General features: G+C 74.7%; 16 protein-coding genes. 8 read left to right on the top strand and 8 right to left on the bottom strand.

Features of this window, described 5'->3' with window-relative positions:
• Positions 1-19: 19 nt before the first annotated feature.
• The 3 genes from ACZ516_RS02750 to ACZ516_RS02760 are packed head-to-tail and all read right to left on the bottom strand — an operon-like array spanning position 20 to position 3,206.
• On the bottom strand, positions 20-1,093 hold the full coding sequence (locus ACZ516_RS02750; RefSeq protein WP_469008158.1) for a prenyltransferase: 1,074 nt from the start codon (positions 1,091-1,093) through the stop codon (positions 20-22).
• On the bottom strand, positions 1,090-1,842 hold the full coding sequence (locus tag ACZ516_RS02755; protein WP_358579967.1) for a class I SAM-dependent methyltransferase: 753 nt from the start codon (positions 1,840-1,842) through the stop codon (positions 1,090-1,092). Before ACZ516_RS02755 ends, ACZ516_RS02750 begins: the two co-directional genes overlap by 4 nt.
• Positions 1,842-3,206 carry a glycosyltransferase family 4 protein gene (locus ACZ516_RS02760; RefSeq protein WP_361080774.1) on the bottom strand — a complete coding sequence of 455 codons (1,365 nt, stop codon included), beginning with the start codon at positions 3,204-3,206 and terminating at the stop codon, positions 1,842-1,844. Before ACZ516_RS02760 ends, ACZ516_RS02755 begins: the two co-directional genes overlap by 1 nt.
• A 244-nt stretch (positions 3,207-3,450) precedes the next feature.
• Here ACZ516_RS02760 and ACZ516_RS02765 point away from each other — a divergent pair, with 244 nt between their 5' ends.
• A complete protein-coding gene (locus ACZ516_RS02765; RefSeq protein ID WP_358579971.1) occupies positions 3,451-4,071 on the top strand; it encodes a TetR family transcriptional regulator in 621 nt (206 codons plus the stop codon).
• 48 nt (positions 4,072-4,119) lie between these two features.
• Here ACZ516_RS02765 and ACZ516_RS02770 read toward each other — a convergent pair whose 3' ends face one another.
• Together ACZ516_RS02770 and ACZ516_RS02775 are read right to left on the bottom strand one after the other, a co-directional pair.
• Positions 4,120-4,356 (bottom strand): ferredoxin, encoded by a 237-nt coding sequence (locus ACZ516_RS02770; protein WP_361080776.1) that lies wholly within the window; start codon positions 4,354-4,356, stop codon positions 4,120-4,122.
• Positions 4,353-5,819, bottom strand: coding sequence for an aldehyde dehydrogenase (locus ACZ516_RS02775; RefSeq protein ID WP_358699672.1), 1,467 nt, complete (start codon positions 5,817-5,819; stop codon positions 4,353-4,355). The genes ACZ516_RS02770 and ACZ516_RS02775 overlap by 4 nt, the downstream gene beginning before the upstream one ends.
• A 188-nt stretch (positions 5,820-6,007) precedes the next feature.
• Here ACZ516_RS02775 and ACZ516_RS02780 point away from each other — a divergent pair, with 188 nt between their 5' ends.
• Positions 6,008-7,066, top strand: coding sequence for an MBL fold metallo-hydrolase (locus ACZ516_RS02780; RefSeq protein WP_469008161.1), 1,059 nt, complete (start codon positions 6,008-6,010; stop codon positions 7,064-7,066).
• Here the strand turns inward: ACZ516_RS02780 and ACZ516_RS02785 are convergent.
• From ACZ516_RS02785 to ACZ516_RS02795, 3 genes are read right to left on the bottom strand one after another with little or no spacing between them, the layout of a single operon-like run.
• Positions 7,041-8,798 (bottom strand): M48 family metallopeptidase, encoded by a 1,758-nt coding sequence (locus tag ACZ516_RS02785; RefSeq protein WP_469008163.1) that lies wholly within the window; start codon positions 8,796-8,798, stop codon positions 7,041-7,043. The two genes, ACZ516_RS02780 and ACZ516_RS02785, sit on opposite strands and share 26 nt — an antisense overlap.
• Complete coding sequence (locus tag ACZ516_RS02790; RefSeq protein WP_361080784.1) at positions 8,795-9,565, bottom strand: RNA polymerase sigma factor; 771 nt, start codon at positions 9,563-9,565, stop codon at positions 8,795-8,797. Before ACZ516_RS02790 ends, ACZ516_RS02785 begins: the two co-directional genes overlap by 4 nt.
• A complete protein-coding gene (locus ACZ516_RS02795; RefSeq protein ID WP_361080786.1) occupies positions 9,562-9,843 on the bottom strand; it encodes a hypothetical protein in 282 nt (93 codons plus the stop codon). The genes ACZ516_RS02790 and ACZ516_RS02795 overlap by 4 nt, the downstream gene beginning before the upstream one ends.
• A gap of 365 nt (positions 9,844-10,208) precedes the next feature.
• Here ACZ516_RS02795 and ACZ516_RS02800 point away from each other — a divergent pair, with 365 nt between their 5' ends.
• The 6 genes from ACZ516_RS02800 (at position 10,209) to ACZ516_RS02825 (ending at position 16,779) form a co-directional block, all read left to right on the top strand.
• Entirely contained in the window at positions 10,209-11,435 is a 1,227-nt protein-coding gene (locus ACZ516_RS02800; RefSeq protein ID WP_361080788.1) for a prenyltransferase/squalene oxidase repeat-containing protein, read from the top strand.
• A complete protein-coding gene (locus ACZ516_RS02805; RefSeq protein WP_469008164.1) occupies positions 11,432-12,136 on the top strand; it encodes an SCO2322 family protein in 705 nt (234 codons plus the stop codon). Before ACZ516_RS02800 ends, ACZ516_RS02805 begins: the two co-directional genes overlap by 4 nt.
• A 42-nt stretch (positions 12,137-12,178) precedes the next feature.
• A complete protein-coding gene (locus ACZ516_RS02810; RefSeq protein WP_469008166.1) occupies positions 12,179-13,420 on the top strand; it encodes an energy-coupling factor transporter transmembrane component T in 1,242 nt (413 codons plus the stop codon).
• Positions 13,417-15,096, top strand: a complete 1,680-nt coding sequence (locus ACZ516_RS02815) for an ABC transporter ATP-binding protein (protein WP_469008168.1) — start codon at positions 13,417-13,419, stop codon at positions 15,094-15,096. Before ACZ516_RS02810 ends, ACZ516_RS02815 begins: the two co-directional genes overlap by 4 nt.
• On the top strand, positions 15,093-15,986 hold the full coding sequence (locus ACZ516_RS02820; protein ID WP_469008169.1) for an ECF transporter S component: 894 nt from the start codon (positions 15,093-15,095) through the stop codon (positions 15,984-15,986). The genes ACZ516_RS02815 and ACZ516_RS02820 overlap by 4 nt, the downstream gene beginning before the upstream one ends.
• Positions 15,987-16,323: 337 nt before the next feature.
• On the top strand, positions 16,324-16,779 hold the full coding sequence (locus tag ACZ516_RS02825; RefSeq protein ID WP_469008171.1) for an aggregation-promoting factor C-terminal-like domain-containing protein: 456 nt from the start codon (positions 16,324-16,326) through the stop codon (positions 16,777-16,779).
• Positions 16,780-16,856 lie beyond the last annotated feature (77 nt).

Here is a 16,856-nt window from a genome sequence, read left to right on the forward strand (position 1 = left end):
GCCCGGGACCGCGCGGGCGTCAGCCGCAGCACCCCGGGTCGAGTCCCCGCGGCAGGCGCTCGCCGGAGAAGACCGCGCACGTCGCCTCGTCGCCGCCGAGCGCCGCCACGGCCAGCAGCAGCGAGCCCGCCGTCCAGGCGGTCAGCTCCTCGGGCCAGACGGCCTTGTCGTCGAAGACGTAGCCCGTCCAGTACAGGCCGCTCGCGTCGTCGCGCAGGTGCTGGATGGACTGGAGGATCTCCAGGGCGCGGTCGGATTCGCCCACCACCCACAGGGCGAGGGCGAGTTCGGCGCTCTCGCCGCCGGTGACCCACGGGTTCGGGTCGACGCAGCGCACGCCGAGGCCGGGCACCACGAAGCGGTCCCAGCCCCGCTCGATGCGGGCCTTGGCCTCCTCGCCGGTCAGGGCGCCGCCGAGGACCGGGTAGTACCAGTCCATGGAGTAGCGGTCCTTGTCGAGGAAGCGCTCGGGGTGGCGTCGTACGGCGTGGGCGAGGGCCCCGGCGGCCAGCTCCCAGTCGGGCTGCGGCTCTCCGCGCTGGTCGGCGACGGCGAGGGCGCAGCGCAGGGCCTGGTGGATCGAGGAGGAGCCGGTGAGCAGCGCGTCGGTGACGGGCGTGCCGTCGGGCTCCCGCTTCCAGCCGATCTGCCCGCCGGGCTGCTGGAGGGCCAGGACGAACTCGACGGCGGCGACCACGGAGGGCCACATGCGGTCCAGGAACGCCTCGTCGCCGGTGGCGAGGTAGTGGTGCCAGACGCCGACCGCGATGTAGGCGCAGAAGTTGGTCTCGCGGCTGCGGTCGGTGACGTCGTGCGGGTCCCCGTCGGCGTAGGCCGCGTACCAGGAGCCGTCGGGGTTCTGGTGGCGGGCCAGCCAGTCGTAGGCCCGCTCGGCGGCCGCGTGCTCGCCCGCCGCGTCCAGGGCCATGGCGGCCTCGGTGTGGTCCCAGGGGTCGAGGTGGTGCCCGCGGAACCACGGGATGGCGCCGTCCGCGCGCTGGCCGGCGAGGATGCCGCGGACCGTCGCCGCCGCCTGATCGGCCGTCAGGACGCCGGGCAGGACGAGGTGTTCGGTGCGCTCGGGGCTCGTCACTTGGCGGCCACCGCGGCGTCGGCCGCCGCCCGCGGCAGGTGCGGTTTGGTGGCGTAGGCCACGAAGCTCTTGCCGACGACCGGGTTGAGCAGCTGCTCGGCGACGCGCGTGGCGAGGGGCTTCTTCATGATGTCCCACACGAGCAGCTTGTGGTACGCCCGCACGGGCAGCGCCTTGTCGTTGTCGACGCCGAACGCGCACTTGAGCCACCAGTACGGGGCGTGCAGCGCGTGGGCGTGGTGGGTGCCGTACGGCTTGAGGCCCGCCTCGCGCATCCTGGCGAGGAGTTCGTCGGCCTTGTAGATGCGGATGTGGCCGCCCTCGACCTCGTGGTAGGCGTCGGACAGCGCCCAGCAGACCTTCTCGGGGCCGTAGCGCGGGACCGTCACGGCGATGCGGCCGCCCGGCTTGAGGACGCGCACCATCTCGGCGAGGACGCCCTTGTCGTCGGGGATGTGCTCCATGACCTCGGAGATGATCACGACGTCGAACGACGCGTCGGGGAAGGGGAGGTTGAGGGCGTCGCCCTCCATGGCGGTGGCCGTGGCGCCCGCCGGGGCCTCGCCCGCCTCCTTCATCGCGGCGAACCACTTGGCGACCTCGCGGATCTCCTCGGCGTTCTGGTCGAGGGCCACCACCCGAGCGCCGCGCCGGTAGCACTCGAAGGCGTGCCGGCCCGCGCCGCAGCCCAGGTCCAGGACGCGGTCGCCCGCGGCGAGCGGGAAGCGGGTGAAGTCGACGGTCAGCATCAGCGATGGCTCCCGGAGTGCGTCGGGGTGGCCGCGGCGCGGCCGGGGTTCGTGGCGGCGGAGCGGCTCATGGCCTCGCGGTAGCGTTCGGCGGTGCCCTTGGCGGCCTGCGCCCAGGTGAACTTCCGCAGCACCCGCTCGCGGCCCGCGCGGCCGAGACGGGTGCGCAGTTCGGGGTCGCCGAGCAGCCGCTTGAGGCCGAGCGCGAGCGCTCCCGCGTCGCCGGGCGGTACGGCGAGGCAGGTCTCGCCGTCGGGGCCCGCGACCTCGGGGATCGCGCCGCCGGTGGTCGCGAGGAGCGGCGTGCCGGTGGCCATCGCCTCCGCCGCGGGCAGGGAGAACCCCTCGTACAGCGAGGGGACGCAGGCGACCTGCGCCGAGCGGACGAGGTCGACCAGTTCGGCGTCGGTGATGCCCTTGACGAACTCGATGCTCCCCGCGAGGCCGTGGCGTTCGATGGCGCGGGCGACTGGCCCGTCCTCGGCGCGCTTGCCGACGACGACGAGGTGGGCGCCGGGGTGCTCGCCGCGCACCTCGGCGAGCGCCTCCACGAGGTGGACCAGGCCCTTGAGCGGGACGTCGGCGCTGGAGGTCGTGACGATCCTGCCGGGCACCTCGGGCACGGCCGGGTCCGGGGAGAAGAGGCCGGTGTCGGCACCGATGTGGACGACGTCGATGCGGTCCTCGCGGACCCCGAGGTGGTCGACGATCTCCTGGCGGGAGGTGCCGGAGACGGTGAGGACCGACGGGAGGCGGCGCGCGACGCGCTTCTGCATGCGCGTGAAGGCGTACCAGCGGCGCACGGAGAGCCGGCGCCTGAGGTCGGGGGCGGCGTCCAGCTCCAGTCGCCGGTCGACGGTGATGGGGTGGTGGATGGTGGTGACCAGGGGCGCGCCGAGGTCGCCGAGGAGGCCGTAGCCGAGGGTCTGGTTGTCGTGCACGACGTCGAACTCGCCGCGCCGGGCGCGCAGATGGCGCCGGGCCCGCAGGCTGAAGGTGACGGGCTCCGGGAAGCCGCCGGTCCACATGGTCGCCACTTCGAGGGCGTCGATCCAGTCGCGGTACTCGTCGCGGCCCGGGGTGCGGAAGGGGTCCGGCGAGCGGTACAGGTCGAGGCTCGGCAGCTCGGTGAGCCGCAGGCCTTCGAGGCCCTGGCCCTCGTCGAGGACGGGGTAGGGCTGCGCGCCGATGACCTCGACGCTGTGGCCGAGCCGTGCCAGCTCGCGCGAGAGATGACGTACGTACACGCCCTGGCCCCCGCAGAACGGGTTCCCCTTGTACGTGAGGAGGGCGATGCGCAGCGGGCGGTCGCCGTCGGCGTCGGTGCCCTTGCGGGGGCCCGCCTCCATGGCCTCAGCGGTCACTCTCGGCCCCCTTCTCCGTGCAGTTGTCCGCGAGGTTACGCCGGGACGCTAATCTAGAACAAGTTTCAGACTCGATCCCTGGGTGATCTCTGGCGGATCGCCGGGTGATCGGTGGATGATCGCTGAACGAGCTTTGAATCTACCGGCAGGTAGGCGAGGTGTACGGCCCGGATCAGGTGATTCGCGCCACGACGGGCTCCCTGCCATGCTGTGCGATCTCGCGAGGCGTTTCGGAGGGGCCCACATGACAGCGGAAGCCAAGGCGGCGAGCCCTGCGACGCCGCCCCTCACCGAGCGTCAGGAGGCGCGGCGCCGCCGCATCCTGCACGCCAGCGCCCAACTGGCCAGCCGGGGCGGTTTCGACGCGGTGCAGATGCGCGAGGTGGCCGAGGCCGCGGGTGTGGCCCTCGGCACGCTCTACCGCTACTTCCCCTCCAAGGTGCATCTGCTGGTCGCCACCATGCAGGACCAGCTCCAGCACATGCACACGACGATCCGCAAACGCCCGCCGGCCGGGCGAACGCCCGCGGAGCGGGTCGCGGAGACGCTGATGCGGGCCTTCCGCGCCCTCCAGCGCGAGCCGCACCTGGCGGACGCGATGGTGCGGGCCCTGACCTTCGCCGACCGCTCGGTGAGCCCCGAGGTCGACACGGTCTCGCGGCTGACGACGGCGATCATCCTGGAGGCCATGGGCCTGACCGAGCCGCCGAGCGCCCGGCAGCTTTCGGCGGTGCGCGTCATCGAGCACACCTGGCACTCGGCGCTGATCACCTGGCTCTCGGGGCGGGCCTCGATCGCCCAGGTGAAGATCGACATCGAGACCGTCTGCCGCCTCATCGACCTCACGGCCGAACCCGGTACGTGAGCCCGCGGCGGCCCGGCGGCGGGGCGCCTCGGACCTCCGGCGGGCCCGTCAGTCCTCCGGGGGGAAGACCACCTCCCCGGTGTCGGCCAGGGTGATGGTGATCGCCTCCACGGGGCAGCCCTCGGCGGCCTCCAGGACGCGCTCGTCGGCGTCGCCCTCGGGGGTGGCGGGGCGGGACTGCCGGGCGGTGTCCAGCGCGAAGCCGCCGGGCGCGGTGACCACGCACATGCCCGAGCCGATGCAGAGCGACCTGTCGACCTCCACGCGCCAGCGGTCGCCCCTCACGCGCCGCTCCCCTCGTGGCCGGCGGGCAGGTGGATCATCTTGTGCTCGAAGTACTCGCCGTACCCCTCGGGCCCGAACTCCCGGCCCAGGCCGGAGTTCTTGTAGCCGCCGAAGGGTCCGAGCATGTCGAGGCTGAAGGTGTTCACGGAGTACGTGCCGGTGCGCACCCGGCGGGCGACGTCGATGCCGCGCTCGACGTCGGCGGTCCAGACGCTGCCGCTGAGGCCGTACTCGGAGTCGTCGGCGATCCGCACCGCCTCGTCCTCGTCGCCGTACGGCAGCAGGCAGACGACGGGGCCGAAGATCTCCTCGCGGGCGACGCGCATGGAGTTGTCGACGCCGCCGAAGAGGGTCGGCTCCACGTACCAGCCCCGGTCGAACCCGGGGGGACGGCCGCCGCCCGCGAGGATCTTGGCGCCCTCCTCCTGGCCGATGCGGATGTAGTCCAGGGAGCGGCGCTGCTGGCGTTCGGCGACCAGCGGGCCGAGCTCGGTGGCGGGGTCGAGGGGGTCGCCGACCTTGAGCGCGGACGCGGCGGCGGCGAAGGCGTCAGCGAACTCGTCGTAGCGGGTGCGCGGCACGAGGACGCGGGTCTGGGCCACGCACGCCTGGCCGTTGATCATCCAGGCGAACGGCACGATGCCGGCGACCGCGCTCGCCGCGTCGGCGTCGGGCAGGATCACCGCGGCGGACTTGCCGCCCAGCTCCAGGGTGACGCGGGTGAGGTTGCGGGCGGCGACCTCCATGACGCGCCTGCCCGCGGCGACGGACCCGGTGAAGGACACCTTGTCGACGTCCGGGTGCCCGACGAGGTACTCGCTGACCTCGCGGTCGGCGCACAGGATCGAGAGCACGCCCTCCGGCAGGCCCGCCTCGGCGGCGATCTCCGCGAGGATGTAGGCGTCCAGGGGTGCCTCGGGCGAGGTCTTCAGGATCACCGGGCAGCCCGCGAGCAGCGCGGGGGCGAGCTTGGCGGCGGCGGTGAACTGCGGGACGTTCCAGGGCACGACGGCCGCGACGACGCCCATCGGCTCGCGGCGCACGAGCAGTTTCCCGAGGACGCCGTCGCGGGGCTCCTCGTACGGGAAGTCGCGGGCGACGGTGATCGCCGCGTCCCACACCATCATCGCGGCGAGGGCCTGCACCATCACGCCGGAGGTGTACGGCGTGCCGTTCTCGGAGCTGATGACGCGGGCGATCTCCTCGTGGCGCACCGCGAAGCCGTCCTTGATCCTGGTGACGACCTCGATCCGCTCGTCGACGGTCAGCCGCGGCCAGGGCCCCTCGTCGAACGCCTTGCGGGCGCATGCGACGGCGCGGTCCACGTCGGCGGTGCCCGCGTGCGGCACACGGGCGAAGACCTCGCCGGTGTGCGGGGAGACGACGTCGATGACGTCCCGGCCGAGCGGGTCCACCAACTTCCCGCCGATCAACAGCTGTCCGTGTTCCACGAGCTCCGTCATGGCTGACTGCCTCCTGCGGGCCGTTTTCTGACCTGGTGTCAGAACTGATACCAGTTCCACTTGGCGGAGTCCACGCGCCGGACGGTCAACTCGCTTTTGAGCGGGTCGACTTCGGGGGCCATGGAACGGGTTCTAGTTATAGTGAGAGCGTCGGTCGGCGAGCGGCGTCGGCGGGAGACGAGGCGCCCATGGCCCAGGTGAGCGAACCACCGGTGATCGAGCACGGCGGAGGCGTCTGGAGCCTGCGGGTCCCGATCCCCGACAACCCCCTCGGCTGCACCCTCGTCCACCTCCTGGACACCGACGCCGGGCCCGTCCTCGTCGACACCGGCTGGGACGACCCGACGTCCTGGGCCGCGCTCACCGCCGGGCTCGCCGCCTGCGGTACCTCGGTCGAGGAGGTGCACGGCGTGGTCCTCACGCACCACCACCCCGACCACCACGGCCTGTCCGCGCGGGTGCGCGAGGCGTCCGGGGCGTGGCTCGCGATGCACGAGGCGGACGCGGCCGTGGTGCGCCGCACCCGCGCCAACCCGCCGAAGCGCTGGTACGGCTACCTGGCCGCGAAGCTGGCCGCCGCGGGCGCCCCCGCCGAGCACGTCGCCCCGCTGCTCCGCGCGCGCGACGCGGACCGCCCCCGCGGGCTGCCCGGCCTGCGGCCCGCGCTGCCCGACCTCGGCATCGCCCCCGGTGAGCTGCTCGGCCTGCCGGGGCGCCGGCTGCGCGCCGTCTGGACGCCCGGCCACACCCCCGGGCACGTCTGCCTGCACCTGGAGGAGGCCCACCCCGCCGCCCTGCCGGGCACCGGTCGGCTCTTCTCCGGCGACCACCTGCTGCCCGGCATCACTCCGCACATCGGCCTGTATGAGGACCCGGACGACGCCACGGTCACCGATCCCCTGGGCGACTACCTCGACTCCTTGGAGCGCGTCGCCCGTCTGGGCCCGGCCGAGGTGCTGCCCGCGCACCAGCACGCGTTCACCGGCGCCGGCGCCCGCGTCCGCGCGCTGATCGCCCACCACGAGGAGCGTCTGGCCGGGCTGCTCGGGCTGCTCGCCGAGCCCCGCACCCCCTGGGGGCTCGCCGAGCGCATGGAGTGGAACCGTCCCTGGGCCGAGATCCCGCACGGCTCGCGCACCATCGCGGTCTCGGAGGCCGAGGCCCATGTGCGGCGCCTGGTGAAGCTCGGGCGGGCGGAGGCGGTGGCCGGGAGCGACCCGGTCACGTTCGTCGCGGTGGGACGCTGAGCTCCAGCGGGGGGACGCGGCTCGGCAGGGGAATGCGGGACGGCAGGTCCAAACGGCGGTCGTAGTCGGGCAGACGGTGGTCGTAGTCGGGCAGATGATCGGGCACCGCGTAGTCCGGCGGCTCGTGTCCGCCGTAGTCCGTCCGCGCGGGCAGGGGCGTCCGGTACGACGGTGCCGGGTCGTCCCCCGAGCCGTAGTCCGGCACCGCCGCGGCCACGATCAGGACGACGGACACCGCCATCGCGCGCGTCAACCGCAGCGTGCGCGTGGCCGGGGTGCGGACGGCCGCCGCGACACACCGGTGGGGCGCCGGCAGCGGTGCGAGCCGGCGGTCCAGGTCGCCCGCGCCCGCCCGCTCCCGCGCCACGGCCAGGTCGAGCAGCCCCTTCCACTGCGCGTGCGTCAGTCCGCCCCGCCGCTCGGCCGCGCGCAGCCGGGCGGCCCGGTCGGTGCCCGCCTCCGTGTACAGCAGCGTCCGCATGCCCCGCAGGGTCGGGCGCTCGGGGACCCGGTAGGCGCCCGCGCGCCAGTACAGGTCGTACAGGCGGTGCAGCCGCTCCTCGGCCCGCACCGCCTCCAGGCGCCGCACCTCCGTCAGCCAGTCCGCGACGGGCAGGACGTCGCCGGCGCACTCGCAGCCGAACATCCGCGCCCCCACCTCGGCGGGGAGCGCCTTGGCCAGGACCGCCGCCAGGCCGGGACCCTCGGACCAGGCGCCGACGGCGTGCTCCCGGGGCCCCGGCGCCCCGGTGAGCGCCGTCAGGCGCGCGGGCATCGTCGGGTGGGTGCCGGGGTGGCGCCGCTGCCGGGGCGGGTGCGGCGCGTGGGCCGCCACGAGGGTGCGCAGCTCCGGGTCCCGGCGCACGGCGAGGAAGGCCGCGAAGGGGTCGTCGGGCATCCGTGCGCGGTGGTGGAGCAGGGTGAGGACGCCGCCCCGGAACGTGCCCCAGTCGCGGTGGACCGCCTCCGCCGACCCCAGCGCGCGGGCGAGAACGGCGGGCGGGACCACCCGGGCGGCGAAGGCGTCCGCCGCGTGCTCCTGGCGGCGCAGGACGGGCGAGGTGACGCCGGCGTAGAGGTACGCGAAGCCGCCGAAGAGGCCGCGCAGCACGTACGCGTACCCCTTCAACAGCGTGTTGGCGAGCCGGACATCGGTCATCGGGAGCGCGGGGCGGCTGAGCCCCGCGTCGATGTCCCGCAGCTTGGCGGCGCCCCGGTGGACCAGGGCGGAGAACCACGGGTCGCGGCGTGCGTAGTGCCCCAGTTCGTGGGCGAGGACGGCGCGCAGTTCGTCGGTGTCCAGGGTGAGGAGCAGCGGCACGCCGAGGTAGAGGGAGCGTCTGCGGCGACGGCGGGTCAGGCCCGTCAGCCGCACCTTCGCGTTGGCGCCCGCGGTGAGCCACAGGTGGGTGGGGGCGGGCGTGCCCGCCCGGTGGGCGAGTTCCTCGACGAACCTCCACAGGTCCGGCGCGTCGAGCCCGGACACGCGCCGCGCGCCGGGCTCACCGCGCCCGACGCCGCCGCGCACGGCGCCGAACACGGTCTTCACGACGGGCAGGACGGCGGCCTTGCCGATCACGAACAGCGGTGACATCGTGATCAGCAGGACAGCGGCCAGCGCGAGGACGGTGATCGACCCGACCACGACGACGGCGGCCAGCAGGTAGAGCAGCGCCAGAAGGGTCAGGACGAGCCCCGCGGCGAGCCCGCGGGACCATCGGTCACGGATCAACTACCGCCCCCCTCGTGTCCGTTGACGCCATTGTCCGCCGCCGCGCGCCGGTACACCTCCGTGAGCCGGGAATTCGTCCGTACGGGATGGGCCCGTGCCGCGCAGGCGGCGGTGAGCCACTCCTCGGCGTGCCGCACGGCGTCGGCGACCGGGTCGCCCTGCGCGGACGGCGTGTACGGTGCCCGGGCCGCCGGGCCCACCGCGCACACGGGCGCGGGCAGCAGCGCGTCGCCGCCGCCCTCGCCGACGGGGGCGAGGTCGAGGTCGAGCGCGCGCGCCAGCCGGCGGCGGGCCTGGTGCAGGCTCGCGGCGACCGTGCCCCGGCTGATGCCCAGCGCCTCGGCGATCTCCTTCTGCCCCATGCCCTCCAGGCAGTACAGGACCATGACCTCGCGCTGCCGCGGGGGCAGCCTCGGCATGGCGTCCAGGACCGCCCTGACCTCCGCGGTGTCCTCGACGCGGGCGGTGGGCGGCGGGGCGATCTCCAGCTCCCGCCGCCGCGACCACCGCTTGAACGCCCTGTGCTGCCGTCGCCTCATCACCAGATACACCCACGCTTCGGGGCTGTTGTAGGTGCGCACCTTGTCCCAGTGGCGCAGCAGTGCGACGTACGCGTCCTGTACCGCATCCTCCGCCTCCCCCAGGTCGCGCCACTCCATGAGCGCCCGCGCGAGGGTGCGGGGGTAGGTGCGGCGGTAGAACGTGTCGAAGTCCTCGTGGTCCGCGGGGTCCGCGGGGCGGTCGTGGGTGCGGTCGCCGTGGCTCACCGCTGCTCTCCCGTCGTCGTCGCGTGGTCCGTCCGGTCGGTCTTGTTCGCTCGGTCCGTGTCGCTCGTTCGGTCCGGCCGGCCTGTCCGGTCGCCTTTGTCTGCGGGGGACGAGGTGTACTCCCACGCGGTTGCGCGGCCGTGGACGCGCAGGGCGCGGGTGACGGCGCGGCGGTGGCCCCCCTGGCCCTCCAGCCACGCCCGGAGCAGGTTCCCCAGCGCGGCGACGGCGCTCAGGGCCGCGGTGAGGACGGCGGGGTCCCGTACGAAGGTCGGCATCTTGCCTCCTGGAATCGGTGACGACACCCTTGAGCACCCCGCGGCGGCCGATGTGTTTAGCGCTCCCCGCACCTTTCTTCTTTCCCCCGCGCTCCCCACCCCCGCCGCCCCTCCGGTGTCCCCGCCGCGGAATCCCGGCCACCGGTACGGGCCGGTAGAGTGGCCGGGTCGTCCTCACGTCCGCCGTGTACCGGCCGCTCGGTCGGTGAGCCGGATTGCCCGGCGCGGAACCGTGACCGGCTCGCTTCATCGGGGCCCCCGATGAGCGGCACCGTCGAGGTACACGGAGCCGGAGCCGCCCGGAACCCGTGCTCGCACGGGCCGTGCCGCCCCGCTCCCCGCAGGGAGAGGCAACCCGCCGCATCATGAACGTTCGCCGCAGCGCAGCGGTCCTGGCCGCCGTCGCCGTGTTCGGCCCGGCCGCCGCACCGGCCGCCTTCGCGGATGACACCTCGCCGTCGCCCGCCGCCCTCCCCTCGGGCCTGTACGGCACGTCCGACCCGAAGTTCGACGGCGTCTTCCGGCAGTCGTACGCCCTGCTCGCCCAGGACACCGTCGGCGTGAAGCCCGCGGCCAAGGCCGTGCACTGGCTGACCGGACAGCAGTGCGCGAGCGGCGGCTTCGCGCCCTACCGCGCCGACGCGAGCGAGCCGTGCGACTCCAAGACGCCGGTCGACAGCAACTCCACGGCCGCCGCCGCGCAGGCGCTCGCCGCGCTCGGCGACGACGACAAGAGCCTGGCCAAGACGGTCGACAGGAGTGTCGACTGGCTCAAGTCCGTGCAGAACCAGGACGGCGGCTGGGGCTACAACCCGGGCCAGCCCTCCGACGCCAACTCCACCGGCCTGGTGGTCGGCGCGCTCGTCGCCGCCGGCGAGAACCCCGCGCGGTTGAAGTCCCAGAAGGGCAGGTCCGCCTACGACGCGCTGCCGAAGCTGGCCCTGGACTGCGGCAAGGACGGCGGCGCCTTCGGCCTCGCCGACGCCAAGACCAAGAAGCTCTCCCCGAACGCGGACGCCACCGCCGCCGGCGTGCTCGGCAGCCTCGGCAAGGGCCTCGTCGTGGCCCCCGCCCCCAAGGCGGACGACTCCGCGCCCAAGTGCGCGAAGCCGGACACCGCCTCGCAGGCCGCGAGCAACGGCGCGGGCTATCTCCTGAAGACGCTCAAGGCCGGGGACGACCACCTCACCGGCGCCGGCGACGTGCCCGACGTCGGCAACACCGCCGACTCCGTGGTCGCCCTCGCCGCCGCGGGGCAGCGCGAGCAGGCGGAGAAGTCCGCCCGCTGGCTCGCCGGGAACTCCGCGAAGTGGGCGAAGGACTCGGGCCCCGCCGCCTACGCCCAGCTGATCTTCGCCGCCCACGCGACGGGCATGGACCCGCGCGACTTCGGCGGCGCCGACCTCGTGAAGCAGCTCGGCGCCCAGGGCCCGCCGGCCGCGACCGCCTCCGACTCCTCCGCCGCGGACGCGGACCGGGACGAGAAGAAGGACGAGGGCGTCAACATCTGGTGGATCGTCGGCGTCGGCATGGTCGCCGGCATCGGCATCGGCTTCCTCTACAGCGCCAACCGCAGGAAGCAGCAGCCGTGACGCGCCGCCGGACGCGGCCGGCGCCGGGCCGCGCCCGGCGCCGGCGCGGGGCCCTCGGCGCGCTCGTCGCCGCGCTGCTCTGCCTGCTCGCGGCCGCGCCCGCGCAGGCCGCCGGGTACCGCTACTGGTCGTTCTGGGAGCGCGCCGGCGACACCTGGACGTACGCGAGTCAGGGGCCCGGCACCGACCGGCCCGAGGACGGCGACGTGCAGGGCTTCCGCTTCTCGGTCTCCGAGGACTCGAAGGACTCCGCGCGGCCGCGCGGCTCCGCGGACTTCCGGGACATCTGCGCCGGCACCCCCGCCGAGGACGGCCGCAAGCGGGTCGCGCTGGTCATCGACTTCGGCCTGTCCGGGGACGCGCCCGAGGGCGAGGCGCCGCCCGCCCCGCGCGAGGCCTGCGCGCGGGTCACGAAGGACGCCACCACGGCGGACGCCCTCGCCTCGGTCGCCGAGCCGCTGCGCTACGACAGCAAGGCGCTGCTGTGCGCCATCGCGGGCTACCCGAAGTCGGGCTGCGGCGAGCAGGTCTCCGGCGACGGCTCGGCGCGTACCCGCCCCGGCAAGGACGGGAAGGGCACGGACGCCGGGGGCAGGGTCGAGGGGGAGCGCGGTCCCTCCGTGGGCCTGATCGCGGGGGCGGTCGCGGTCGCGCTGGTCGGCGGCGCCGCGTTCTGGCAGGCCCGGCGCCGTCGCGGCTGACCGGCCCCGAAAACGGACGCGGACACGGAGACGGACAGCACGATGACGCAGCACGGCAGCGGCGCGCCCAGTCGCCTGAGGCGCCGCCCGGCGCCGCTGGCGCACCGGGGCAACGCCCTGCACCCGGGCGCCTGGTGGGTGTGGGCGCTCGGCCTCGGCACCGCGGCGTCCCGCACGACGAACCCGCTGCTCATCGGGCTGCTGATCGGCGTCGCGGGCCATGTCGTGGCGGCGCGGCGGACGTCCGCTCCGTGGGCGAGGTCCTACGGCGCGTTCGTGAAGCTGGGTCTGCTCGTCATCGCCGTCCGGCTGGTCTTCGCCTTCGTGCTCGGCTCCCCGATCCCGGGCACGCACACCCTCGTGACCCTGCCCGAGGTGCCGCTGCCCGAGTGGGCCAAGGGCGTGCGGATCGGCGGCCGGGTCACCGCGGAGGGTATGGTCTTCGCGCTCTACGACGGGGTCAAGCTGGCCGGTCTGCTGATCTGCGTCGGCGCCGCGAACGCCCTCGCGAGCCCGTCCCGGCTGCTGAAGTCGCTGCCGGGCGCGCTGTACGAGGTGGGGGTGGCCGTCGTCGTGGCGATGACCTTCGCGCCGAACCTCATCGCGGACGTGCAGCGGCTGCGGGCCGCGCGGCGGCTGCGCGGGCGGTCGGACAAGGGGATGCGCGGGCTGCTCCAGGTGGGCCTGCCGGTACTGGAAGGGGCGCTGGAGCGGTCCGTCGCGCTGGCGGCCGCGATGGACGCGCGCGGCTTCGGGCGCAGCGCACCCGTGCCGGCCCGGGTGCGGGCGCTCACCGCCGTGCTGACGCTGGGCGGGCTGATGGGCGTGTGCGTCGGCGTGTACGGGCTGCTGACCGCGCGGGGTGTTTCCTACGGTCTGCCCGCCCTCGGCGCGGGGCTGCTGGCCGCGCTCGCGGGGCTGCGGCTCGGCGGGCGCCGCGCGGTGCGCACCCGCTACCGGCCCGACACGTGGGGCGTGCGGGCCTGGCTGGTCGCCGGGTCGGGCCTCGCCGTCGCGGCCCTGACGATCTGGGCCGCGTCCCACGACGCCGCCGCCCTGCACCCCGGTGTCGTACCGCTGGTCGCGCCGACGCTGCCGCTGTGGCCCGCGGCGGCGGCGCTGATCGGGCTGCTGCCGGCGGTCGTGGCGCCCGTCCCCGCCGAGTCCTCGAACACCGGGAAGCCCGTGCCGCCCCAGAACCCCGTGCCGCCCGAGAGGTCCGTGCCGCCCGAGAACCCCGTGCCGCCCGAGAAATCCGTGAAATCCGTGGAGGAGACGCCGTGATCCGCTTCGAGGACGTCTCCGTGACGTACGAGGGCAGCGCGGGGCCCACCGTCCGGGGCGTCGACCTCACCGTCCCGGAGGGCGAGTTGGTGCTGCTCGTCGGCCCGTCCGGCGTCGGCAAGTCGACGCTGCTCGGCACGGTCAGCGGCCTGGTGCCGCACTTCACCGGCGGCACCCTGCGCGGCCGGGTCACCGTGGCGGGCCGGGACACCCGTACGCACAAGCCCCGCGAACTCGCCGACGTCGTCGGCACGGTGGGCCAGGACCCGCTCGCGCACTTCGTGACGGACACGGTCGAGGACGAGCTGGCCTACGGCATGGAGTCGCTGGGCCTCGCCCCCGACGTGATGCGCAGGCGCGTCGAGGAGACCCTGGACCTGCTCGGCCTCGCCGGGCTGCGCGACCGGCCCATCGCCACGCTCTCCGGAGGGCAGCGCCAGCGCGTCGCCATCGGCTCGGTCCTCACCCCGCACCCCCGCGTCCTCGTCCTGGACGAGCCGACCTCCGCGCTCGACCCGGCCGCCGCCGAGGAGGTGCTGGCCGTGCTCCAGCGGCTCGTCCACGACCTCGGCACGACCGTCCTGATGGCCGAGCACCGCCTTGAGCGGGTCGTGCAGTACGCGGACCAGGTGCTGCTGCTCGCGGCGCCGGGCGAGCCGCCGGTGCTCGGCGACCCGGCCACGCTGATGGCCCGCTCCCCCGTCCATCCGCCGGTGGTCGCGCTCGGCCGCCTCGCGGGCTGGTCGCCGCTGCCGCTGACCGTGCGGGACGCGCGGCGCGCGGCGGGCGCGCTGCGGGAGCGGCTCGCCGGGTCGGGGCCCCGCCAGGAGACGGCGGCCGGGCGGCCCGAGGAGCGGCCGGCGAGCCGCTGGCCCCGGCTGCGCAGGGAACGTACGTCCGGCGAGGAGCCCGCGGCGGCCGTCGAGCGGCTGGCCGTGCGGCGCGGGCGCGTCGAGGCGCTGCGCCGCGTCGACCTCACCGTCCTGCCGGGCGAGACCGTCGCGCTCATGGGCCGCAACGGCGCCGGCAAGTCCACCCTGCTGGCCACCCTGGTCGGCCTCCTGGAACCCACTTCGGGCACCGTCCGCGTCGGCGGGCGCGTCCCCCACCGCACCGCACCGCGGCAGCTGATCCGGCACGTGGGCCTGGTCCCGCAGGAGCCGCGCGACCTGCTGTACGCGGACACCGTGGCCGGGGAGTGCGCCGCCGCCGACCGGGACGCGGACGCGGATCCCGGCACGTGCCGGGCCCTGGTGAGCGAACTGCTGCCCGGCATCGCGGACGACACCCACCCCCGGGACCTCTCCGAGGGCCAGCGGCTGGCGCTCGCCCTGGCGGTCGTGCTGACCTCGCGCCCTCCCCTGCTCCTGCTGGACGAGCCGACCCGCGGCCTGGACTACGCGGCCAAGGCCCGCCTGGTCACGATCCTGCGGGACCTCGCGGCCGAGGGGCACGCGATCGTGCTGGCCACGCACGACGTGGAGCTGGCCGCCGAGATCGCCCACCGCGTGGTGATCCTCGCGGACGGCGAGGTCGTCGCGGACGGCCCGACCCCGCAGGTGGTGGTGGCGTCGCCGGCCTTCGCGCCGCAGGTCACGAAGATCCTCGCGCCGCGCGAGTGGCTGACGGTGGCGCAGGTGCGCCGGGCCCTCGCGGCGACGGAGGACGCGTCGTGAGCGGCGCGGGGCGCGAGGGGCGCGAGGGTCGGCGGAGTGCGGACGGCGTCGGACACGAGGGGCGGCGCGGTGGTGCCCCGCAGGTGCGGCCCATCCGGCTCGGTCCCCGGTCCGTCGCCGCGCTCGTGCTGGTCAGCGCGGTGGGCGTGGTCGCCATCGGGTGGCCGCTGCTCGCGGGCGCCGAGTCGGGGTTCACCGAGCACGCGCAGGACGCCCCGTGGCTGTTCGCGGCGCTGCTGCCGCTGCTGCTCGCCGTGGTCGTGGCGACCATCGCGGACGTCGGCCTGGACGCGAAGGCCATCGCCATGCTCGGGGTGCTGGCCGCCGCGGGTGCCGCGCTGCGGCCGCTGGGCGCGGGCACGGCGGGCATCGAGCCGATGTTCTTCCTGATGGTATTGAGCGGGCGGGTGCTCGGCCCCGGCTTCGGGTTCGTGCTCGGGGCGGTGTCGATGTTCGCGTCGGCGCTGCTCACCGGGGGCGTCGGGCCGTGGATGCCGTTCCAGATGCTGTCGATGGGCTGGGTGTGCATGGGCGCGGGGCTGCTGCCCGGGGCGCACACGCTGCGGGGGCGCGCCGAGCTGTGGATGCTCGCGGCCTACGGTGCCGTCTCCGCCCTCTTCTACGGCACGGCGATGAACCTCCAGGGCTGGACCCTGCTCGGCGGGATGGCCACCGGTGTCTCCTACGACCCGAGGGCTCCCCTCGGGGAGAACCTCGGCCACTTCGTCGCGTACTGCCTGGCGACCTCGCTCGGCTGGGACCTGTCGCGGGCCTTCGTCACGGTCCTGCTCGGCCTCGCGCTCGGGCCCGCGATCCTGCGGGCGCTGCGCCGGGCCACGCGGCGGGCGGCTTTCGAGGCGCCGGTCACATTCGAGGCCCCGAAGTCGTGAGGGTTCTTCTGCTCTCCGTGACATCGGGGGCGCAAACCCGTGAGGCGGCCCACAGGACTTTGGTCCTCCACTAGGTCGCCCAGTAGCCACCGTCTCTTGATGTACACGCATCAATAGGGGGTCTGACCTGCGGATTGAGAGCCACATCACAGAGGGGTCATTCGGCCGGGATGCGACGTCCACTAGTAACAGGGGTCATTGCGGCGGCGTCCCGGGCCTGTTTCTCTGGAGGAGTCGCACGGCGCCGACGACCCCCCGGGGACGCGGCGCCTCCGCATGTCCCCCACGTTTCACGGCGTGCGGCGCGACGCTCCCGTCCCCCACCGGAAGGTCCTCTGTGTCCGCCTCGCTCATCCGCCGCATCGCTTCCCCGAAGAAGGCCATCACCGGCGGCATCGTCGCCGCCGCCACCACCGGCATGGTCTTCGCCGCGGCACCGGCCCAGGCAGCCACCCCGACCACCGCGAAGGCCGCCGCCCCGGCCGCCGCTCCCGCCGCCGCCCCGACGTCCGCCAAGGCCATCGCCCAGAAGCTGATCTCGGACCCCGCGCAGTTCGCCGCGTTCGACAAGATCGTCTCGCACGAGAGCGGCTGGAACGTCAGCGCGACGAACTCCTCCTCCGGCGCCTACGGTCTGGTCCAGGCGCTGCCCGCCTCGAAGATGGCCTCGGCGGGCGCGGACTGGAAGACCAACCCCGAGACCCAGATCAAGTGGGGTCTGAACTACATGAACGACCGCTACGGCAGCCCCGTCGGCGCGTGGAGCCACTGGCAGGCCAACGGCTGGTACTGAGTCTGGCGGGGCGCCTCTAGCTGCGTTCCTTAGACGTACCGTCGGTCACCGGCTTCGCCGGGTTCGTCCTCAAACGC

The organism is Streptomyces sp. NPDC034037, from assembly GCF_055575715.1.